General features: G+C 35.8%; 18 protein-coding genes. 4 read left to right on the top strand and 14 right to left on the bottom strand.

The window, feature by feature from the left end; translation table 11 throughout:
• Window positions 1-506 precede the first annotated feature (506 nt).
• The 4 genes from yajC to DIT68_RS13870 are packed head-to-tail and all read right to left on the bottom strand — an operon-like array spanning window position 507 to window position 3,300.
• Complete coding sequence (gene yajC, locus DIT68_RS13855; protein WP_233244201.1) at window positions 507-794, bottom strand: preprotein translocase subunit YajC; 288 nt, start codon at window positions 792-794, stop codon at window positions 507-509.
• Window positions 795-840: 46 nt separating this feature from the next.
• Complete coding sequence (locus DIT68_RS13860; protein WP_109360419.1) at window positions 841-1,236, bottom strand: DUF1573 domain-containing protein; 396 nt, start codon at window positions 1,234-1,236, stop codon at window positions 841-843.
• Between the two features lie 10 nt (window positions 1,237-1,246).
• The gene (locus DIT68_RS13865; RefSeq protein WP_109360420.1) at window positions 1,247-2,197 is read right to left on the bottom strand and encodes a transcription antitermination protein NusB; all 951 of its coding nucleotides are present in this window, start codon (window positions 2,195-2,197) and stop codon (window positions 1,247-1,249) included.
• 5 nt (window positions 2,198-2,202) lie between these two features.
• On the bottom strand, window positions 2,203-3,300 hold the full coding sequence (locus DIT68_RS13870; protein ID WP_109360495.1) for a Glu/Leu/Phe/Val dehydrogenase dimerization domain-containing protein: 1,098 nt from the start codon (window positions 3,298-3,300) through the stop codon (window positions 2,203-2,205).
• A gap of 93 nt (window positions 3,301-3,393) precedes the next feature.
• Between DIT68_RS13870 and DIT68_RS13875 the strand changes: the two genes are divergently transcribed.
• The 4 genes from DIT68_RS13875 to DIT68_RS13890 all read left to right on the top strand — a co-directional run bounded on the left by DIT68_RS13875 (window position 3,394) and on the right by DIT68_RS13890 (window position 9,053).
• Window positions 3,394-5,154: an ABC transporter ATP-binding protein gene (locus DIT68_RS13875; RefSeq protein ID WP_109360421.1), complete on the top strand. Its 1,761-nt coding sequence runs from the start codon at window positions 3,394-3,396 to the stop codon at window positions 5,152-5,154.
• Between the two features lie 28 nt (window positions 5,155-5,182).
• On the top strand, window positions 5,183-7,972 hold the full coding sequence (gene uvrA, locus DIT68_RS13880) for an excinuclease ABC subunit UvrA (RefSeq protein ID WP_109360422.1): 2,790 nt from the start codon (window positions 5,183-5,185) through the stop codon (window positions 7,970-7,972).
• A 137-nt stretch (window positions 7,973-8,109) separates the two neighbouring features.
• On the top strand, window positions 8,110-8,511 hold the full coding sequence (locus tag DIT68_RS13885; protein WP_146194231.1) for a hypothetical protein: 402 nt from the start codon (window positions 8,110-8,112) through the stop codon (window positions 8,509-8,511).
• A gap of 134 nt (window positions 8,512-8,645) precedes the next feature.
• Complete coding sequence (locus DIT68_RS13890) at window positions 8,646-9,053, top strand: hypothetical protein (RefSeq protein ID WP_109360424.1); 408 nt, start codon at window positions 8,646-8,648, stop codon at window positions 9,051-9,053.
• A 69-nt stretch (window positions 9,054-9,122) separates the two neighbouring features.
• Here the strand turns inward: DIT68_RS13890 and DIT68_RS13895 are convergent, their stop codons facing one another.
• The 10 genes from DIT68_RS13895 to DIT68_RS13945 all read right to left on the bottom strand — a co-directional run bounded on the left by DIT68_RS13895 (window position 9,123) and on the right by DIT68_RS13945 (window position 18,960).
• Complete coding sequence (locus tag DIT68_RS13895; protein WP_109360425.1) at window positions 9,123-10,160, bottom strand: PorP/SprF family type IX secretion system membrane protein; 1,038 nt, start codon at window positions 10,158-10,160, stop codon at window positions 9,123-9,125.
• A gap of 53 nt (window positions 10,161-10,213) precedes the next feature.
• Window positions 10,214-12,127, bottom strand: a complete 1,914-nt coding sequence (locus tag DIT68_RS13900; RefSeq protein ID WP_109360426.1) for a T9SS type B sorting domain-containing protein — start codon at window positions 12,125-12,127, stop codon at window positions 10,214-10,216.
• Between the two features lie 3 nt (window positions 12,128-12,130).
• A complete protein-coding gene (locus DIT68_RS13905) occupies window positions 12,131-13,552 on the bottom strand; it encodes a peroxiredoxin family protein (RefSeq protein ID WP_158276196.1) in 1,422 nt (473 codons plus the stop codon).
• A gap of 101 nt (window positions 13,553-13,653) precedes the next feature.
• Window positions 13,654-14,625 carry an FISUMP domain-containing protein gene (locus DIT68_RS13910; RefSeq protein ID WP_109360428.1) on the bottom strand — a complete coding sequence of 324 codons (972 nt, stop codon included), beginning with the start codon at window positions 14,623-14,625 and terminating at the stop codon, window positions 13,654-13,656.
• A gap of 49 nt (window positions 14,626-14,674) precedes the next feature.
• Entirely contained in the window at window positions 14,675-15,646 is a 972-nt protein-coding gene (locus DIT68_RS13915; protein WP_109360429.1) for a fibrobacter succinogenes major paralogous domain-containing protein, read from the bottom strand.
• A 13-nt stretch (window positions 15,647-15,659) separates the two neighbouring features.
• Window positions 15,660-16,571, bottom strand: a complete 912-nt coding sequence (locus DIT68_RS13920; RefSeq protein ID WP_109360430.1) for an FISUMP domain-containing protein — start codon at window positions 16,569-16,571, stop codon at window positions 15,660-15,662.
• A gap of 329 nt (window positions 16,572-16,900) precedes the next feature.
• Window positions 16,901-17,065 (bottom strand): hypothetical protein, encoded by a 165-nt coding sequence (locus DIT68_RS13930; RefSeq protein WP_109360496.1) that lies wholly within the window; start codon window positions 17,063-17,065, stop codon window positions 16,901-16,903.
• 606 nt (window positions 17,066-17,671) lie between these two features.
• Window positions 17,672-17,803 carry a DUF4372 domain-containing protein gene (locus DIT68_RS16590; protein ID WP_233244202.1) on the bottom strand — a complete coding sequence of 44 codons (132 nt, stop codon included), beginning with the start codon at window positions 17,801-17,803 and terminating at the stop codon, window positions 17,672-17,674.
• 213 nt (window positions 17,804-18,016) lie between these two features.
• A complete protein-coding gene (locus DIT68_RS13940; RefSeq protein ID WP_109360432.1) occupies window positions 18,017-18,592 on the bottom strand; it encodes a TlpA family protein disulfide reductase in 576 nt (191 codons plus the stop codon).
• A 2-nt stretch (window positions 18,593-18,594) separates the two neighbouring features.
• Window positions 18,595-18,960 carry a CoA-binding protein gene (locus tag DIT68_RS13945; RefSeq protein WP_109360433.1) on the bottom strand — a complete coding sequence of 122 codons (366 nt, stop codon included), beginning with the start codon at window positions 18,958-18,960 and terminating at the stop codon, window positions 18,595-18,597.
• Between the last annotated feature and the right edge of the window lie 85 nt (window positions 18,961-19,045).

The raw sequence follows: 19,045 nt of genomic DNA on the forward strand, positions 1-19,045 counted from the left end.
AGAAAAACACGCTCAAAAAGTGAGAAATTAAATCAATAAAATAGACAATAACGCTTAGTTAAAAATTGAAATTTATATTTCTCCTTTCTTAATTGGTTAAAACTAGCTGATGAATAAAGCGGGTTAAAGGTATTCCTTTTATTGTAGCATACTAAATAGCTGGTAAAGTTACCGACAAGCATTTAAAATTTATAACCATTTTTTTGACCTCGCTAACCATAAAAAAAGTTACTGCAAGATTCCATCTTGTGGTAACTTTTTTTCTACATCACTTTAATCCATGTTATCCCTTAGTCTGATCAGATGTCATCAAGCTTTGAGTGCTACCGCGAGATTTTTTTCTCGTGGTAGCCAAAACCAAAAAGACCAGTTCCGACATGATGTCAAAACTGGTCTTTTAATATTTTAATAGAACTTAATTTCTGATTTAGAAAGTTCAATATTCTTAGGCCTTTGATAAGAAGACTTCAAAGACAAGGCTTGTAAAGTTTTCTTACAAAGACTAATTATTTGTTTACTTGAGCTAATTGCTGTTCATCAGTCCCAGTAGAAACAGCAGATTTCTCTACACGAATCTTTGCACTTCCTTCGCAACTTAACAGAATGGTTGTGTCACCAATTTCTAAAACTTTTCCATGAATACCACCAATAGTAACAACTTTGTCACCAACAGCTAAGCTTTCACGGAATTTTTTAAGCTCTTTTTGCTTCTTCATCTGCGGACGTATCATAAAGAAATAAAATACTCCTAAGATAAGTAGCAACATTACTAATTGCATTCCTCCTTCACCCATAACTTACTTTTTAATTTAATTATTAAATATTCTTCTATTGTCTGCGCTAGTCTAAAACTGTCGCTTGAATCATTACAACAGTTGCTGATGGTCTTGTATTGGCCAATATAGAAATTGGTTTTTTAATTACACCTTTTCCTGTCTCATCTGTGTTTACAGAAGCTTTAATGATTGTTGTTTCGCCTGGTTTAATAGGATCTTCACTGTATTCAGAAACAGTACATGCGCAGGCAGCAGAAATGTTTGCTATAACTAACGGATAGTCTCCTGTGTTTTTTACTTCAATTTCTGCCTCAACAATTTCTCCTTTGGCAACAGAGCCAGCATTATACAATTCTTGAACCTCAATCGTTGTATATTGTCCAACCTGTGCTTCGGTTTCTCCACCTCCACAAGAGAGAAGACCCAAAGAAAGAGCCGTCATTAAAAATACTTTTTTCATCTTTTCGTTTTTATTTCATTAAACCGCGTCCCACTTTTTGAATGTCGCCTGTACCTTCAAGTTTTGTAATCGCTTTGTCTAGGATTCCGTTAATGAATAAATTACTTTTTGGCGTACTATAAAATTTTGAAATTTCAATGTACTCGTTCAAAGTAACCTTTGTGGGAATATTGCTGAAAGTTGTTAATTCAGTAATTGCCAACTCCATTAACAAAACATCCATTTTTGCGATACGATCAAGTTCCCAGTTTTGGGTTAAATCATCGATAATCTTTAAGTTTTCTGGACGATTTTTGATCGCTTGTCTCAGTAGGTCGGCAATAAAGTCTTCCTCATCATCATTGGGCTTGTATAAGGGGAGAATAGAATATTCCTCACTGTCTTCTTTAAAAGACTTGAGGGTCTTAATCACCATTGAACAAGCCAAGTCGATATCATCCATCCAGTACACGCTTCTTTCTTCTAAGAAGTCATATAAAAGTGGAAAGTTGGCTATCTCCGTTTTAAACAACTGAACCATAAACTCTTTGTCTTCCTCAAAGCCTTCTTTTTCATTGTTCATGAATTCGAAGTAAACCTCAGATTGACGGATGTGATTGTACATTTTACGCATCAATTCCTGACGATCATCACCAATCCAATTGGCTTTGAGGTCTTCTGCTTGATGACGTAATTCTGCACTCTCTTCAAGGATTTGAATAATTTTGTTGTCAATAAACTTCAGATTCGGATTAATATCCTCCTCTGAAGGTAACATCTTCTTTTTATTCTCATCCACACGATGTTCTCCCTTTAATTTTAATTCAGGGAAAATCATGAGTAGCGAAATGTACAATTCATACATTTGGTCTACTGCTTTGAATAGTTCTTTTTTAGCCCACAAAAACTCTTTGTCCTCATGCTGAGAAAAAGCATAAAGCGTTTGGAGTACTTTTATACGTAAGTGTCTTCTGTTTAACATCTATCTTAGTAAGGTAATTTAACTTTACCAACAGCAGCTATTCTTTCCTCAGCTACTTTATTAGCAATAGCATAAGCTGGAATGTTTTCGTCTGTTGAACGTTTTATAATTTCGTAAATTGTATCGTAAATTCCTTCTGCTTTTTGCAATGCCCACTCAGAAGTGTTGCTTGTTAACTCAGCATAAACATTAATTACACCACCTGCATTAATTGCATAATCAGGAGCATAAATAATTCCTTTGTCGAGCACTGCTTGACCGTGTTTTACTTCGTTTGCCAATTGGTTATTTGCAGAACCAGCGATGATAGAACATTTCAAACGAGAAAGTGTATCGTCATTCACGGTTGCGCCAAGTGCACATGGTGCATAAATGTCCATGTCGATGTCATAAATTTCATCTAAACCAACAACTTTCGCTCCGTAAGTTTCAGAAACGTGTTTTAAAGTTCCTTCATCAATATCAGAAATATAAACTTCTGCATTTTCTTCACGTAAGTGTTTCACAAGGTATTCTCCCACGTGTCCAACACCTTGAACGGCTATCTTTTTACCTGCTAAACTATCGTTTCCGAATTGTTTTTTAGCACATGCCTTCATTCCTACATAGGTTCCTAAAGCAGTAATTGGAGATGGATCTCCACTTTTCCCTGGTAATCCAACAACGTGGTCAGTTTCCATGTTTACCCAAGTCATGTCAATTGGAGAAATTCCAACGTCTTCTGCAGTGATGTATCTTCCTGCAAGTCCGTTTACAAACTTTCCAAATCTGCGGAATAAAGCTTCCGATTTCATGGTTTTAGAATTACCAATGATTACAGCTTTACCACCTCCCAAATTTAATCCAGAGATAGAGTTTTTGTAAGTCATACCACGAGACAAACGCAAAACGTCGTTTATTGCCTCAAGTTCGTTGTTGTACATCCACATTCTGGTTCCTCCCAAAGCAGGTCCTAAAGTCGTGTTGTGTACGGCTATAATTGCTTTTAATCCCGTTGCATTATCATTACAAAATAATAGTTGCTCGTGATCATATTCACTCATTGCTGCAATGACTGGATTGTCTACCAAATCCTCAGCGGTAACTTTTCTTGTTTCTATCATTGTATTACGCTTTTTATACTTCATATAAAATCAAATGGCTACTTTTGTAGAACAAAAATGCTCATTCGTTGTGCAAAAATAGGAAATTAATAGATGAAGTCTCTAAGCTATCTCAACAAATATTTTTTTAAGTACAAATGGCGCCTTTTATTGGGTGTTTTGTTCATTCTAGGATCTAATTTTCTTTATGTGAACATGCCATTAATTGTAGGTGATGCAGTAGATCAATTTAAAACAGGATTTGATGCAGATAATTGGTTGAAATTTGCGCTGTCTTTGGGTGGAATGTACATCCTGCTGTCATTGGGTAAAGGGATATTTTTATTCATGCAGCGCCAAACCATTATCGTTGTTTCTCGCTATATTGAATATGATTTGAAAAACGAAATTTATGATCAATATCAAAGGCTTTCTTACAACTTTTATAAAAGAAACAACACAGGAGATTTAATGAACAGAATCTCTGAAGATGTTTCTTATGTAAGACAATATCTTGGGCCAGGAATAATGTATACCATCAGTACAACAATTCTCTTTGCTTTTACCGTAACCTTTATGGTAAATATTAGTCCAGAATTGACCTTATACACTTTGATTCCTCTTCCTTTACTAACTTTTATTATTTACAAAGTTTCGAGTATTGTAAATAGACAAAGTGTAAAAGTACAACAGCAGCAATCGAAAATTTCAACGAAAGTACAAGAGTCGTTTTCTGGAATTACGGTATTAAAAGCTTATGGTGCAGAAGATAAGTTTCAAGCAGATTTTAATATCGATGCCAAAGGATATTTGGCCAGACACATGGATTTGGTGAAGACCAATGCTTTTTTTATGCCTACCATCACTTTCTTAATTGGTCTAAGTACCATTATGACCATCTATTTTGGGGGAATCCTTTCCTTTGAAACACAAAGTGGATTGACGGCGGGAAATATTGTTGAGTTTATTTTCTACGTAAATATGCTCACATGGCCTTTGGCGAGTGTGGGTTGGGTTACTTCTATGATTCAAAGGGCTGCCGCAAGTCAGGAGCGAATTAATGAGTTTTTAAGTGAAAAGCCAGATGTTAAAAACACCAATAATTCACCTTTCCATTTTAAAGGAGATATAGCGTTTGAAAACGTAAGCTATACTTTTCCTACCTCAGGTATTCAAGCGGTAAAAGATTTGAGTTTTGAGATTAAACAAGGAGAAACATTGGCCATCATCGGAAGAACAGGGTCAGGAAAAACCAGTGTCATCAACCTTTTAATGCGTCAGTTCGATCCTACTTCAGGAACAATTAAAATTGATGGTGAGGATTTGAAATCCATCAATGTGAATGATTTTAGGAAAGAAGCTGGTGTTGTTCCGCAAGGGGTTTTCTTGTTTTCAGATTCTATTCGAAATAATGTAATGTTTGGATTGGCGGCAGATCAAGAAGCAACAGAAAAAGAGGTGATTGAAGTGTTGGAAACTACCCATGTTTGGCATAACATCAAAGACTTTAAACAAGGTTTAGATACCGTTTTAGGAGAACGTGGTGTGAATTTGAGTGGTGGACAAAAACAAAGAATTAGTATTGCGAGAGCATTAATTAGAAAGCCGAAGCTGTTGATTTTTGATGATTGTCTTTCTGCTGTGGATACGGAAACTGAAGAGATAATTTTAAATAACTTAAAGGAAACACTTCAGGGAACAACTTCATTAATCGTAAGTCACCGTGTTTCTTCTATCAGAAATGCAGATAGAATCTTAGTGTTGGAAGATGGTGGGAAAATCGAAGAAGGAACTCATGATGAACTTTTGGCTTTAGGCGGTGTTTACTCCGAGATATACAATAAGCAATTGTTGGAAGAACAGGAGGAGGAATAATTGACAATTCGTAATTCGTAATTAACTAATGAGGACAGAATTTATACATATAAAGGGCGCAAAAGAACACAATCTTAAAAACATTGAAGTCAAAATTCCACATGGAAAAATGACTGTAATTACAGGATTGTCGGGTTCTGGGAAATCCTCTTTGGCTTTCGATACATTGTATGCCGAGGGTCAGCGTCGTTACATTGAGAGTTTATCAGCGTATGCCAGACAATTCCTCGGAAAACTCGATAAGCCCAGTGTTGATTTCATTAAAGGAGTAGCTCCTGCCATTGCAATTCAGCAAAAGGTGACCTCAACAAATCCACGTTCTACTGTGGGAACGGTGACGGAAATATATGATTATTTGAAAGTGCTTTTCGCACGCGTAGGGAAAACCTATTCCCCCATTAGCGGTAATGAAGTGAAAAAGCATGATGTAACAGATGTTGTGGATTTAATCAATAGCCGAGAGGAAGGTGAGAAATTTATGATTCTGTCTCCTGTGAAAAACTATGAACGTTACGGAATTGAACGACAATTAAATATTTTTAAAGAACAAGGTTTTGCACGTGTTCGATTAGATGGGAAGGTTTTAAGAGTTGATGAGGCAATTGAAAATCCTCCCAAGAAGATAAAGGATTTAGAATTGGTGATCGACCGTTTGGGGGTTAGAAAAGAAGATGAAGATCATCAATCCAGAATTGGAGATTCTGTTCAGTTGAGTTTTGCAGAAGGTAATGGCGAATGTTGGATTTACTTTCCGAAAAATGAAGAGATTTTTCCGTTTTCTAATCGTTTTGAATTAGACGGAATGCAGTTTGCGGAACCTAATTTGCATTTTTTCACTTTCAATAATCCTTACGGAGCTTGTGGAACTTGTGAAGGGTTTGGATCCGTAATTGGAGTGGATGAAGATTTGGTTATTCCCGATCGATCTCGTTCACTTTACGATCAAGCAGTTGTGCCGTGGAAAGGTGAAAAAATGGGACAATATTTGAACGATTTTATTGCTCAGTCGGCCTCGATTGGCTTTCCAATTCACCGTCCGATTAAAGATTTAACGGATGAAGAATATGATATTCTTTGGAATGGTAGAAAGGGAATTGATGGAATAAATGATTTTTTCGAATATTTAAACACAAAGAAGTACAAAATTCATGTGCGTGTGATGTTGGCGCGTTATCGTGGAAAAACGAAATGTCCAGATTGTAAAGGAACACGCCTTAGAAAAGATGCCAATTATGTTAGGTTAGGAGGGAAGAATATTTCAGAAATGATCTTAACTTCAATTGAGGACAACTTGGAATTCTTTAAAAATATTGAACTGGATGAGCAACAATTAGAAATAGGAAAACGAATTCTGGTTGAAATTCAAAGCAGGTTAAATTGGTTGAATGAAGTTGGTTTAGGATATTTAACGCTTAATAGACAAGCCAATACATTATCTGGTGGAGAATCTCAACGCATTAATTTAGCAACCTCATTAGGAAGTAGTTTGGTGGGGTCAATGTATATTTTGGATGAACCAAGTATAGGACTACACCCAAAAGATATTGAAAAATTAGTAGGTGTTTTAAATGAATTGAAAAGCCTAGGAAATACTGTAATCATTGTGGAACACGAAGAGGCCATTATGAAATCGGCTGATGAAATTCTCGATATTGGTCCTTTGGCTGGTGTGAATGGTGGAGAACTCGTTTTTCAAGGAACGCACAAAGAATTGGTGAATGCCAAAAACAGTTTAACGGCAGATTACTTAACAGGAAAAGTAGAAATTCCTGTTCCTAAAAGAAGAAGAAAGTTAAAAGATGCCATTCATGTTATTGAAGCTTCTGAAAATAATTTGAAGAAAATCAGTGTTAAAATCCCATTGCACGGAATGGTTTGTGTTACGGGAGTGAGTGGATCTGGGAAATCGACTTTGATTAAAGATATTCTTTACCCAGCTTTGTCAAAGCAATTAGGAATTCACGGAAATGCTATTGGAAAACACACAGAAATCACAGGCGATTTTTCACAAGTTGAAGCTATCGAATTTGTAGATCAAAACCCGATTGGGCGTTCTTCGAGAAGTAATCCTGTTACTTATGTAAAAGCTTTTGATGAAATCAGAACCTTATACTCTCGTTTGAAATTGGCAAAAATGAGAAATCTGAAACCGGGTTACTTTAGTTTCAACGTTCCTGGAGGAAGATGCGAAGTTTGCGAAGGTGAAGGTTTGATTACTGTTTCTATGCAATTTATGGCAGATATCCAATTGACCTGTGAAGCGTGTAATGGATCGCGGTATAAAAATGAGGCTTTAGAAATTAAATATGAAGAGAAGTCGATAGCCGACCTTTTAGCAATGGATATTGACGAAGCATTGACTTTTTTCAAATCTAAGGAAGGTAATCTCGAAAAGAAAATAGTTGATAAAATTCAACCTTTGGTAGATGTTGGATTAGGCTATTTAACGATGGGACAATCGTCGTCAACATTATCGGGGGGAGAAGCCCAAAGAATAAAGTTAGCTTCTTTCTTAGTGAAAGCAAAAAATCCAACCAAAACGTTATTCATTTTTGATGAACCCACCACAGGACTGCACTTCGATGATGTAAATAAATTATTGATTTCATTAAATCGCTTAATTGAAATTGGCCATTCTGTTGTGATAATAGAACACGATATGGATGTGGTGAAAAACGCAGATTGGGTTATAGATTTAGGTCCAGATGGTGGAGTGAATGGAGGTAATTTAGTAGCGCAAGGAACTCCAGAAGATTTGGTGAAAATTAAAGAAAGTTATACAGGCAAATTTTTGAAGGAGAAGCTTATTAATGTTTAATTATTATGGTTTAATGTTTAACGTGGTTGGTTTTTTAATTATTATTGGTAGATTGTTGAAGATTTGCGATTTTTCGACAGCGCAAACGACGTTAATAAATAAATCCTAAACAATAATCATTGAAAATGACTAGTATTATGAAAAATATTCTCAAATTTCTATTTACAGTTTTATCAGTTGTTCTAGTGTTCTCTTCCTGCGTGAAATATGAAGCGGGACCAAGTATTACTATCTATACCAAAAAGTTTAGAATTACAGGAGAGTGGGAAAAAGAATTGTATTATTCTTCTGCTGGCGAAGAATACGAAACGGACGGAATTCAAAAAATGGAAATTTATAGAGATGGAGTAATTACTTATTTCGAGGACAGCACCGAAATTACTGGTAATTGGGAATTTATAAAAGACAAAGAGGAGATTTATATTACTAACGACTTGTTTAATCCTACTTCTTACAAGACTTTTAAAATCAAGAAACTGAGAAATAAGGAGATGTTGTTGGAGGATGAGTTTGGAGAGAGTCGTCGTTTTTTTAAATAAGATGAATGCTATGGTGAAATTGAAGGACTTTGAGATATTCACCTTTTTTTAATCAACTCATTAAATAAGAAGCTCTAAATTTTGTGTTATGGGTTCTAAACAATATTTTTGAGCAATAATCGATAATAAATAAAATGAAAAACAATTTTAAATTTTTTCTCGCGATTTTGAGTGTAGCCTTCGTTTTTACAGCTTGTAAAAAATACGATGAAGGTCCGGCTCTTTCGTTATTAACTAAGAAAGCAAGGATTTCTGGGGAATGGAGGGTAGAAAAAGAGATTTCTGCAGCAGGTGTAGAACAACTTGTTCAATCGCAAGATGTACTTTCTATAAGCAAGAGTGGTTCTTTTGAGATAATTGAAGATAACAAAATTGAAACTATCGGTACTTGGGACTTCATTAAAGACAAGGAATACATTAGCTTCACTTACAAAGAGGATGGTGTAAACAATATTGAAGAGTTCAAAATTATCCGATTGAAAAACAGAGAATTGTGGTTAAAAGATATCGAAGGAAAACAATATAATTACGTTCCTGCTTAAAATATATTTTTTTAAAAAATAGTGGTTCATCCTACAGAAGTAGTAGGATGAATTTTCTATTTATAGAGATCAATAAAATCGTGTATTTGCTTTATTTCCAAAAGCCGATTTCTGAGAAATGAATTTAAGACTGATTTCAAATCCCCCTTTACCGTTACTGGCATTTCTTAGTTGAGAAGCATTAATATCGTAGCTTAATCCTAAAACAAAAGAATCCCATTGTACTTGTACAGTTGGAATAAAAGCATCAGCAACGCGATAATAGGCTCCAAAAGCTATTGATGAAGATTTGTTATGACTTTTAGAACCTTCGTTCAAATTATAATTTAACAAGGAGCCAAATACAATGTCAAGTGCTTTGTTTTGTAAAGCCAAGTAAGCTGCTGGTTGAACTGCCCATTGAGAAGAAGAAAGCCCAAATGAACTGTTGAAACTAGTGATGAACTTTAAACCTAGGTCTTCTTGACTGATTTTATGATAGCGCGGTTGGTTGTAATGGTAAACGGCAACTCCCACATTAATTTTCTTACTTCCAGTAGCTGGTTGACTAAAAATATCAGACCATAAATAAGAAATTCCTCCAGAAATAGTTGGACTAATTTCAGAAATATTTGATAAATCTTCATTTGGATTTATCGCGGGATTATGTCCTGTTCCTTCAAATTGATTATCAAAACGCAAATCGCTTTTATCTATGCTTTTTTGATTAAAACCTCCTTGGAGTCCGCCAGAAAAGAAGCTCTTACTATTAATTTTAACATGTGCAGCAAAAGTAAAATTCACCAAGGTTGTGCGCATTTTTGAATTTCCTGCTACATCGGAAAACATGGAGAATCCTCCAGCCAAGTGACTTTCACTACCATTTAAGCCTTTTTTAAAGCGTGTATCGAAACTTGCTCCAAAAGATTGGAAAGGAGATGAAATAACACTTCCCCATTGAGATCTGTAATTCACAATGGCCCTCAAGTCTCCTCCAGAATTCCCTGCAAAGGAAGGATTGTGAAGGAGTGGAGTGCTTTGGAGTTGTGAAAAGTGAACATCTTGAGCATAGACTTTATAGCTAACAAATAGCAGCATTGCAATTGTAAAAAGTATAGTGTTTTTCATGGTCTTGTTTTTTTAACTCTAAAGTTATTTCCTATAATAAGTGCATAAATTGCTTATCTAATTAAGTTTATATCTCCGCTTTCTACTATGGTTTTTCCATTTTCAAAAGTAGCTTCTAATATGTAAGCGTAAACACCAGAATTTTGAAGGTTCCCTTTGTAATATCCGTCCCAGCCGTCATTTAGCATATTAGTTTCAAAGACTAAATTCCCCCAATGGTTGAATATTTTAAAGGAAACATTCGTAATGCAAAAACCTCTAACAGGAATAAAATCATTGTTGCCGTCACTATTTGGTGAAAATGCATTCGCAACATAGATGAAACACTCGCATCCATCTGTATTGTTGTAAATTTCGAAAGATTTAGTAACACTGCACGAAACAGCATCTGATACAGTTACGTCATAAGTTCCCTCAGAAAGTTCTGATATAAAAGAATCAGTACTTCCATTATTCCAAGAATAAGTGAAAGGAGGATTTGGTGAACTAGGATTAAGTACTATTTGACCTGTATAGGTTTCACAACTATCTTGTATAATTGTAGCACTGAGAACAGGAGTAGGGTTAATATTTACATTTACTTGTGATGTATCATTGCAGTTGTTTCCAAGTGAAGTAATCACCTCATAGGTTCCAGAGTTGGCCGTGCTTGTGTTGTTGATTGTCGGGTTTTGGCTCTGACTTGTGAAGTTGTTTGGTCCAGTCCATACATAAGAAGCGCTATTTATTGTTGTTGCATTGAGGCTTAAAATTCCCCCTTGACAAATTGGGCTGTTGCTAGTTGCAGTTACGTTAGGTGGACTAACAATTGTTAAATCTAATGTTACAATAGAATCACAACCATTTGCTGCTCCTCCGGTTATCGTATGGGTTGCTGTATTGTTATCTGAAGAATAGGTAATTCCATCAATCCACGTATAACTGTCACAAGCTGTTTGTGTATCTGTTCCTGTAACTTCAATATTTATTGTTAAATCAAGAGTTACAATGGAGTCACAGCCATTTGCTGATCCTCCAATTATAGTATGGGTTGCAGTGGTGTTGTTTGCAGTATATGTAACCCCATCAATCCAAGTATAGCTGTAGCAAGCCGACTGTACATCAGTTCCATTTGATGTTGGACTTATGGTCAAATGAGTTGTTACAACACTATCACATCCTAAAATATTGATTAGATTATCTACATATACACCAGCATTTGAATAGGTATTTGTTCCAACACTTATGCTTTCACCTTGACAAATGAAAAGGTTTTGAGAAACAGAATCTACCGCACAAGGGACAATTAGAGTCCATGGAGAGAATGTGTTTTGACCTAATATTGGTCCTAAAGAACCAACTCCAGTAGTAACACCAGCTATTCCTGGTCCAACAGGTGCATCCCAAGAAGTACCGTTCCAATGCTGTGCTTGAATTGCACCATTTGGGGCACTCGTTGTGTTTTCTACACCTAAATACGAGAAAGTTAAATCGGCAGTGTTTCCACTGGCTTGAATATCCCAAAAACGATCTAATGCATACAAAACAGAGTCTGTTATTCCTGTCATATTACCAACCGCAGCCACGTTTGTAGCGGCTGGATGCGGCAAGTTTTGCTGGTCAGTTGACCAAGTTGATACACTGATATTGTTATTTCCCGCAGTTTTATTAAAGACAAATGGAATATAATCTGTTGCATTGACTCCCACTCCAAATGGGAAAGTATAACTTCCTGTTGCTATTCCTGAAAGCCACTTTACATAGTTATATTGATTTTCTGAATGAATATGGCCTCCTTGTGGCAGTCTTGTTATTCCCGAAGGATTAGCCTCCCCAACTACAATGTAAGTTTGGCTTGATTGAGAACCGTCCATAACAATATTGGCACCGTTTAATATGATTAAACTGTTTTGGGCGCTTAAATTATTTGAGAGTTGATAACTAACAATTAAAATTAACGGAATAAGAAAGTTTTTGACTGGCTTCATAATTTAATTTTTAGTAGTTAAGGTATAATTCACCCATGCATCGACTTGTTCTACAGAAGCAGGTCTAAGTATAATTTTTCTTTCACTATCTAGTAGAAATAGAGTAGGAGCAGCATTGACATAATAATCTTGTGCGGCTTGGTTGTCCCATCCTTTGAAATCACAAGAAGAAAGAAAAGGGAAATCTCTCACGAAATTTTTAAACTCTAGCTCATCGTGATCTAGAGAAACAAATACCGTTTCAACGCCTCTTAGTTTCCATGAAATATACTTCTCCTTAATTCTTGGAATTTCCTGAGCACAATGAGAGCACCAACTTGCGCCAAATACTACAAGCGTATAGTTTGATTTCAAATCACTTAACTTTAAATCTTTATTTACTTCAGTTCCCATCATCATTTTTCTACCTTCAAAAACAATGTCAGAAGCAGTATTTCCAATTTTCATTGCCCGGTAAGACTCCATTTGTTTTGTTAAATTATCATCTATTGTGCAACTGTTTTGGGTAAGAAGTTTAAGCGCTAAATGTTCTGAAGCTTGATAAAGGCTTCGTTTTTCTAATAACTTAAATAGAAAATCACCTATTTCATTTAATAATTTTTCATTTCCTTCAAGATTTTTAATCAAATAATTGGTGGAGATATTCATTTGTAGATACATGCTGTCGAAAGTCATTCCACCATTTTCTAATAACCAATAATGACTTTCTATCAAATCATCTAAAATTCCACTGTGGTAAAGTTCAGGATCATTGAAATTAATATTTCGAAAATCTGCAACATTTTTTGGAATTCTTTCATTGTATTGCTGTGCCGATAGTGGAATGTCATCTAATAATTTTCTCAAAGGCAGAAACCAAGAAACATAGGATGATTTATTCAATTGAATTAAAAATTCTTGATCTTGATTTTCTAATCGTGAAATCTCTTTTTTAATTATGTTAGCATACTCTTTTTGCTGTTTCAATAATTCGACTGATTTGTACTGAGGCAATAAAAATTTCCATCCCGCCAACGCACGCTCTCGTTGATTGTGTTCAACCGCGTATTGGTTAAAAAGTAGATTTTCATTGCTGTTCGAAAACTTTATGCTGTCAGGTTCTTTTAAATGCGTCCCTGTAATCTCAATTTTCGGCTCGTTTAAAACCATAAACAGCTGACTTTTATCAGATGTTTCTAAATATCCCATTCCTTTATAGTTTTTGTATAATAGATTGAAATTACCTGATTCATCAATTGTAGTTTTGGCTAATTCTACCGTTTCAAATCCATTATAACCCAAAAGTTTTACTTCTTGATTTGAGTGGTGTTTTAAATTAGCAGATATCTCCTGTGAAAACGATGTAGACCAGTTCAATATAAGAATCAAGCACAGAAGGTTAATCTTTTGTAGTTTTAACTGAAGGTGTTTCTCTCTCTTTTTCATATTTTTAAATCTCTTTTTCATAGAAAACATAGTCTGTAATAGTTGTTCTTTAAATTACTTATTTTTTAGCTCATCAAAAATTCATTCAATGAATTTAACAATTAATCTTTTATACATCTTACGCTACAACCAACTGCTCTATAGTTGAGAGCAGTACTTGACGCATTATTGGTGTTAAAGGTTAATGTGCGTGCACGAGTTGGATAGGATGGATGTATAGTGCTACTCCAGTATGCACTTGTATTTCCATTTTGATAGGGTGTGCCAAAAAAATCTCTATAACCAGCCATAGGGAGCTTTAAAACCGAAGCATAAGCGCCTATTTTATCAGGAGAAATCCAAGTGATTGTTTCGTCATACCATTCTTCTTCAGTGGGAATGCGATAACCAGTTGGGCAAGGATTATTTATTCCTGAAAGACCTTGCCATAAGTTATCATTTTGTGGAATTCGCCAATCGTAAGGAAAATTCGAGTTTGTAATATAATCACCATGTCCAGGAACGTCTATTGCACTTGTGATTGAAGTATTTACACTTGTTGTGTTTTGGTGAAGGTCATCAGCTCTTCCCCACTGAAATATATCGCCATAGGATAAGGGATCGGTGTCGCTTGTGGCTACTTGAGAAGCACCTAAGTTTCTGTCTAACCAACATCTAACAGGAGCTGTTTCACTAAGCACTGTTCCGTAGGTTACGGTGGCACCTTTGTATGTGAAAGTAACAGTTCCACAATCTGCTCTTAGTGGACTAGGTGGAGTGGAAGAACCACAAGGACAATTTGCGCCTACACCACCTAAAACTGTCCACATTGTACCATTGTAGATGTATAAACAAGAATCGCTTGGTGCTAAAGTCATTAATCCAAACGCGGGTGCAGGAATGTTCGATGTTTCTGCTCTTGTAATTAAAAAACCTTTGTCAGTGCTGTTTATATCTAATAAAGCAGAATTATCAGCTGCTGCACCAGTAGAATTTATGGCAACGTTCTGTGCTATTGCATTTCCGTTTATAAACAGAAGGCTATAAAGCATTGTTATTGTCGGTATGATGATTTTAATAATTCTGATATACATTCTTTCAGTCTTTTAATTATAAAATATTCTTTTGCTAAAAGCATTATCACTAATTTTTGATGCAACGTATGCTAAAACCAGAAGCTCTTCTACTGGATCCCATCCCGGCGCTATCATCATGAAAGCTAAGTGCTTTTGAACGAATAGGGCTATAGAGATTGGGAGGATTATTTGAGTGGATGGTACTGCTCCAGTAAACTCCATACTCTCCTTCGCCCACCACTACACCCGTTTTTTGAAGTCTTTGTCCAGCAAGAGCAAGTTTTAAAGGAGAATTAAAAGCACCAGTTGCATCATTCGTTGACCAACTTATACGTTCTGCTTCTAATTCTATATCTGTTGGAAGTCGATAGTCTGCAGGACATGGATTGTTAATGCCTGCAACTCCTTGCCATAGGTTATCGTTTTTTGGTTGGCGCCAATCACCATTGTTTTGATTGGTATATTCCCTAATAAAATCACCGTGACCAGGTATATCTGTAGCACTGAAAAATACTGTAATAGCACTGTTTCTATTTTGATGTAAATCATCCAATCTGCCCCATTGAAATAAATCACCATAAGCCAATTGGTCATTTTTGCTTGTTGCTATTTGGTCAGCGCCAAGGTTTCTGTCCAACCAACATCTGGGTTGAGCAGCATTACTCAATACTGCACCATAGGTAACAGAAACCCCTTTGTAAATAAATGTTTCAGGTACACAGTTCGTTGAGGGTGGAGTAACAGTTGGGATTGAGGGGCTAGGACAATTGGCTCCTACGCCACCGATGCTTACCCAATTATTTCCACTAAACATATATAAACATGAATCAATTGGCGCTAAAGTCATTAATCCAAAAGCAGGGGAGTTTATATTAAAGGTATCAGCTCTGCTTATTAAAAAACCTTTATCTGTTGAATTCAAATCCAAAATTGCAGAATTGTCTGGTGTTGCTCCAATTGTATTGATACCGATGTTTTGAGCATCACTGCAAAATGCAAATGCCATGATTGTGAATGTCGTTAGAATAGTTTTTCTCATTTTTCTTTGTTTTTTAATCTTTGATACATCTTACGGAGAAACCACTGTCTTTATCGCTAGTAACTCGGCGAATTTTACCTTGGGTGAGAGCTATGTCTCTCCTCCAGGCCATGTTGGAATTCTCTGTAGCTGACCACCAAAATCCTGCTATGCCATCGTTGTAGAAGTTCGCACCACTGCTAAAGCGACTACCACCCGGCAGTGCTGTAAAACCAGTGGAGTTATTTCCACCCCAGCTTGATGTTTTTAATTGATCTCCTTCATTTGTACCTCTATATCCTGTGGCGTCTGCATCGGCTTGAGACATTCCTAATCCCATTTCTAATTCTTTCCATTCTGCATCACTTGGAAGATGCCAACCAGTTGGACATATTCCTTTTACACCACTCGGATTGGTATTGCTCGAAGTATTATTTGCTGCAACATCCCAATCATATAATCTACCATAAGTGACACATTTAGCAGGGTTTAATTGATAACACCAAGAGTTACCAGTGGTGGGAGTATAATTCAAATTTTCACTCATCCAACACTGATTTCCTATTTGTACCGTTCCGTAAGTTTTATTGTCACGTGTATCTATTAAAGATGTAGATCCGCAGGTAAAAGACGGACTTCCAGAGTTTGGCGGTGCGGGGGGGCTGCAGCTGCAATTACTTCCTCCTCCTCCCATGCCAATCCATGCGTTTCCACTAAACATGTATAAGCAAGAGTCGCTTGGTGCTAAAGTCATTAATCCAAAAGCGGGTGAAGTTATATTAGCAGTATCTGCTCGGGTAATTAAAAAACCTTTATCTGTAGCATTCAAATCCAAAACAGCAGAATTGTCTGGCCCAGCTCCTGTAGTGTTGATCCCCACGCTTTGGGCTAGGCAGTTGAAAGCGAGCAGTATCGTAGTAATTGAGAGTGTGATTGATGTCTTCATGTACTTAATTATTAAACCTTTTTTAAGAAAAATTTATTTAGGCCATCAATGGTCTTAAAGGTACAGTTGAGCAATAAAACAGAAATAAGTAAAGGTTTAGCTTGTTGATTCGCAGGTAGGTGGTAGTGTACTTTGGCATTGCTAAATAGGCGAATTTTGTAAAGTATCTTTTCAGGCCAATGAATAATATATAGTGGTATCATTTTCATACCTACATAACGACACAAAAATGTAATGGGTGCTTTTTTTTTGAATAAATATTATGTTGGGTTGTTTTGAAGGAGTTGTTTTTTGGGTATGAGGAGATTTTCCCCACTTTTATCATCACTTTAAAAGCTTTTTCTTAGCCAATTACTAAAAGAATCTTGCACCAAATCTTTTTTAGGTAATGAGATGTATTTAAGACTAATCTCAAATCCACCATTATTTTGACTCGCACCACTCAATTGAGACAGATTCACATCATAGCTTAAGCCGATGTTAAAAGAGTTCATGTAAATTTGAATTGTTGGTATTAGTGCATCTTTAACATCAACCTCAATGATTTCATCTAACAAAATACTGCTAAGGAGCTCATCTGGTAATTCATTTGTTTCTACAATGTCATATCTCGCGTTATCTTTGATAGGCGTTACAAAACCAGTTTTATGTGTAGAAAAATGTCTGAAAGCTTTATAATCATTGTATCCTTTGTCAAAAACGTAATAGTATTATCATCGCACACTAGCTTTTTTAAAAAACTATGGTCATGGGTTGCTGCTGAACTAAACCAAACTAAACTTGGTACAATTTCATCTGCATTAATTACAGCATGTACCTTAGCACCTCCTTTACTTTTTCCTTCTTTTGGCTTCCTTCCGACACATTTTAAAATATCCTTAAAGAGGCTAATCGTGCTACTCAATTAATAGGCTATTATAGATTTCTTCAAAAAACTCGGCCTTTCTATTTTTATTTGTATCGGATAAGGTGCTCCGTTTTGGAATATGTTTTAAACGAAACGCATTCGTTTTACCTGATAAACCTAACATAGCTCCCGAAACTTCTCGAAGTGAATTACATTTTGCAAAAGAGCAGAATAGCAAGCTTAAAAGGTGACCCTAACTTTTAAACTTTTTGACATAACGATCTGCATCATGTTTTTTTACAGCATCACTTATCGTTTTATCTTTAATTAAGGAAAGAAGCTGTCCGAAAACAGATTTAGTTGAAAAATAGTTACTTTTACCCATCGTTAATTTGACTTTTTGCGAAATCAAAATTACTATTTATGGAGAAGTCAGCATTGCTGACTTCTCTTTATTTTTTTTTATCGGACAACAATGAATAATTATATTAAAATAGACAAAACGAAAGAACTTAATACGATTTAAAGGGTAGCCCTATAATCTTTTAAAAACGGAGGCGAAAAAGAATATAATCTCTGTTACTTAAATGAAAAACAACTAATTCCCCAACATCCCATCAACCTTCTCCAAAAAGCTACTGCTATACCAATCATGAGCCCCAACTTCTTCCATGATTATTTTTCCTTCTTGATTTAAAACATAAGTTGTGGGTAGGCTATTGGAATCAAATTCTTTCGGGTAGTTGCTAGCTGGTATATACACTGGAAAAGTATAGTTTTTAGCATTCATAAAGCGGTCAATTTTTGAGGGTTGTTCATTGCTCACAAAATAAAACGCCAATTCATCGCCATATTTATCATACAATTTCTGAAGAGAGGGCATTTCTGCAACACACGGAGGGCACCAAGTTGCCCACATATTTACGATGGTGATTTTTCCATGGGAAGCTGAAAAGTTGTGCTGTTTTCCTTCTAAGTCAAGAAGAATCCAGTCCATAGAATTGACTGTTTTTTGATCCTCAGCAGCAATTTCAGAGGGTGAGCCTGCAAACAAACGCTGCACAAATGACATCACTGGCATCCTTACGCTGGGAATAAACATTAAACCTATAAAAGCGACAAATACGATGTCCCACTTTCTTTTCTTAAGCCAAGCTTTATTTTTATCATTCATTTTTAATAGCTATTGGTGCTCAATAAAACTAAAGTACAAGCCACTTCAGACTCAATACCATGTTCGCTTAATTGCTTTTCGAATTCAGGGTTTTCAGTTCCTGGATTAAAAATCACTCGTTTGGGCTTTAGGTCTATGATTGCATCATAATACGACGGCTGGTTTTTAGCAGACAAATAAAGAGTGACAGAATGTATATCTGAATCTTTAGGGAACTCTTTTGCTATCGGGGTGTCGTTAATGTTTCCCGCTTTATTTCCAAATGCAACTACAGGAACATTGTGTTCTTGCAACATTCTAACTGCTTTATTGGCATAGCGATCTGTTTTTTCGCTTGCTCCTATGACTAATGTTTTCTTTGTTTTCATAAGTACAAAGATAAAGAAAGCAATCAATGAATTTAAATTCCAAGTCTTTACAATTGTTAAGAGTGATAAATGTTACATGAGACTG

The sequence above is a fragment of the Brumimicrobium oceani genome (assembly GCF_003143775.1).
GTDB classification, from domain to species: Bacteria; Bacteroidota; Bacteroidia; order Flavobacteriales_D; family Crocinitomicaceae; genus Brumimicrobium; species Brumimicrobium oceani.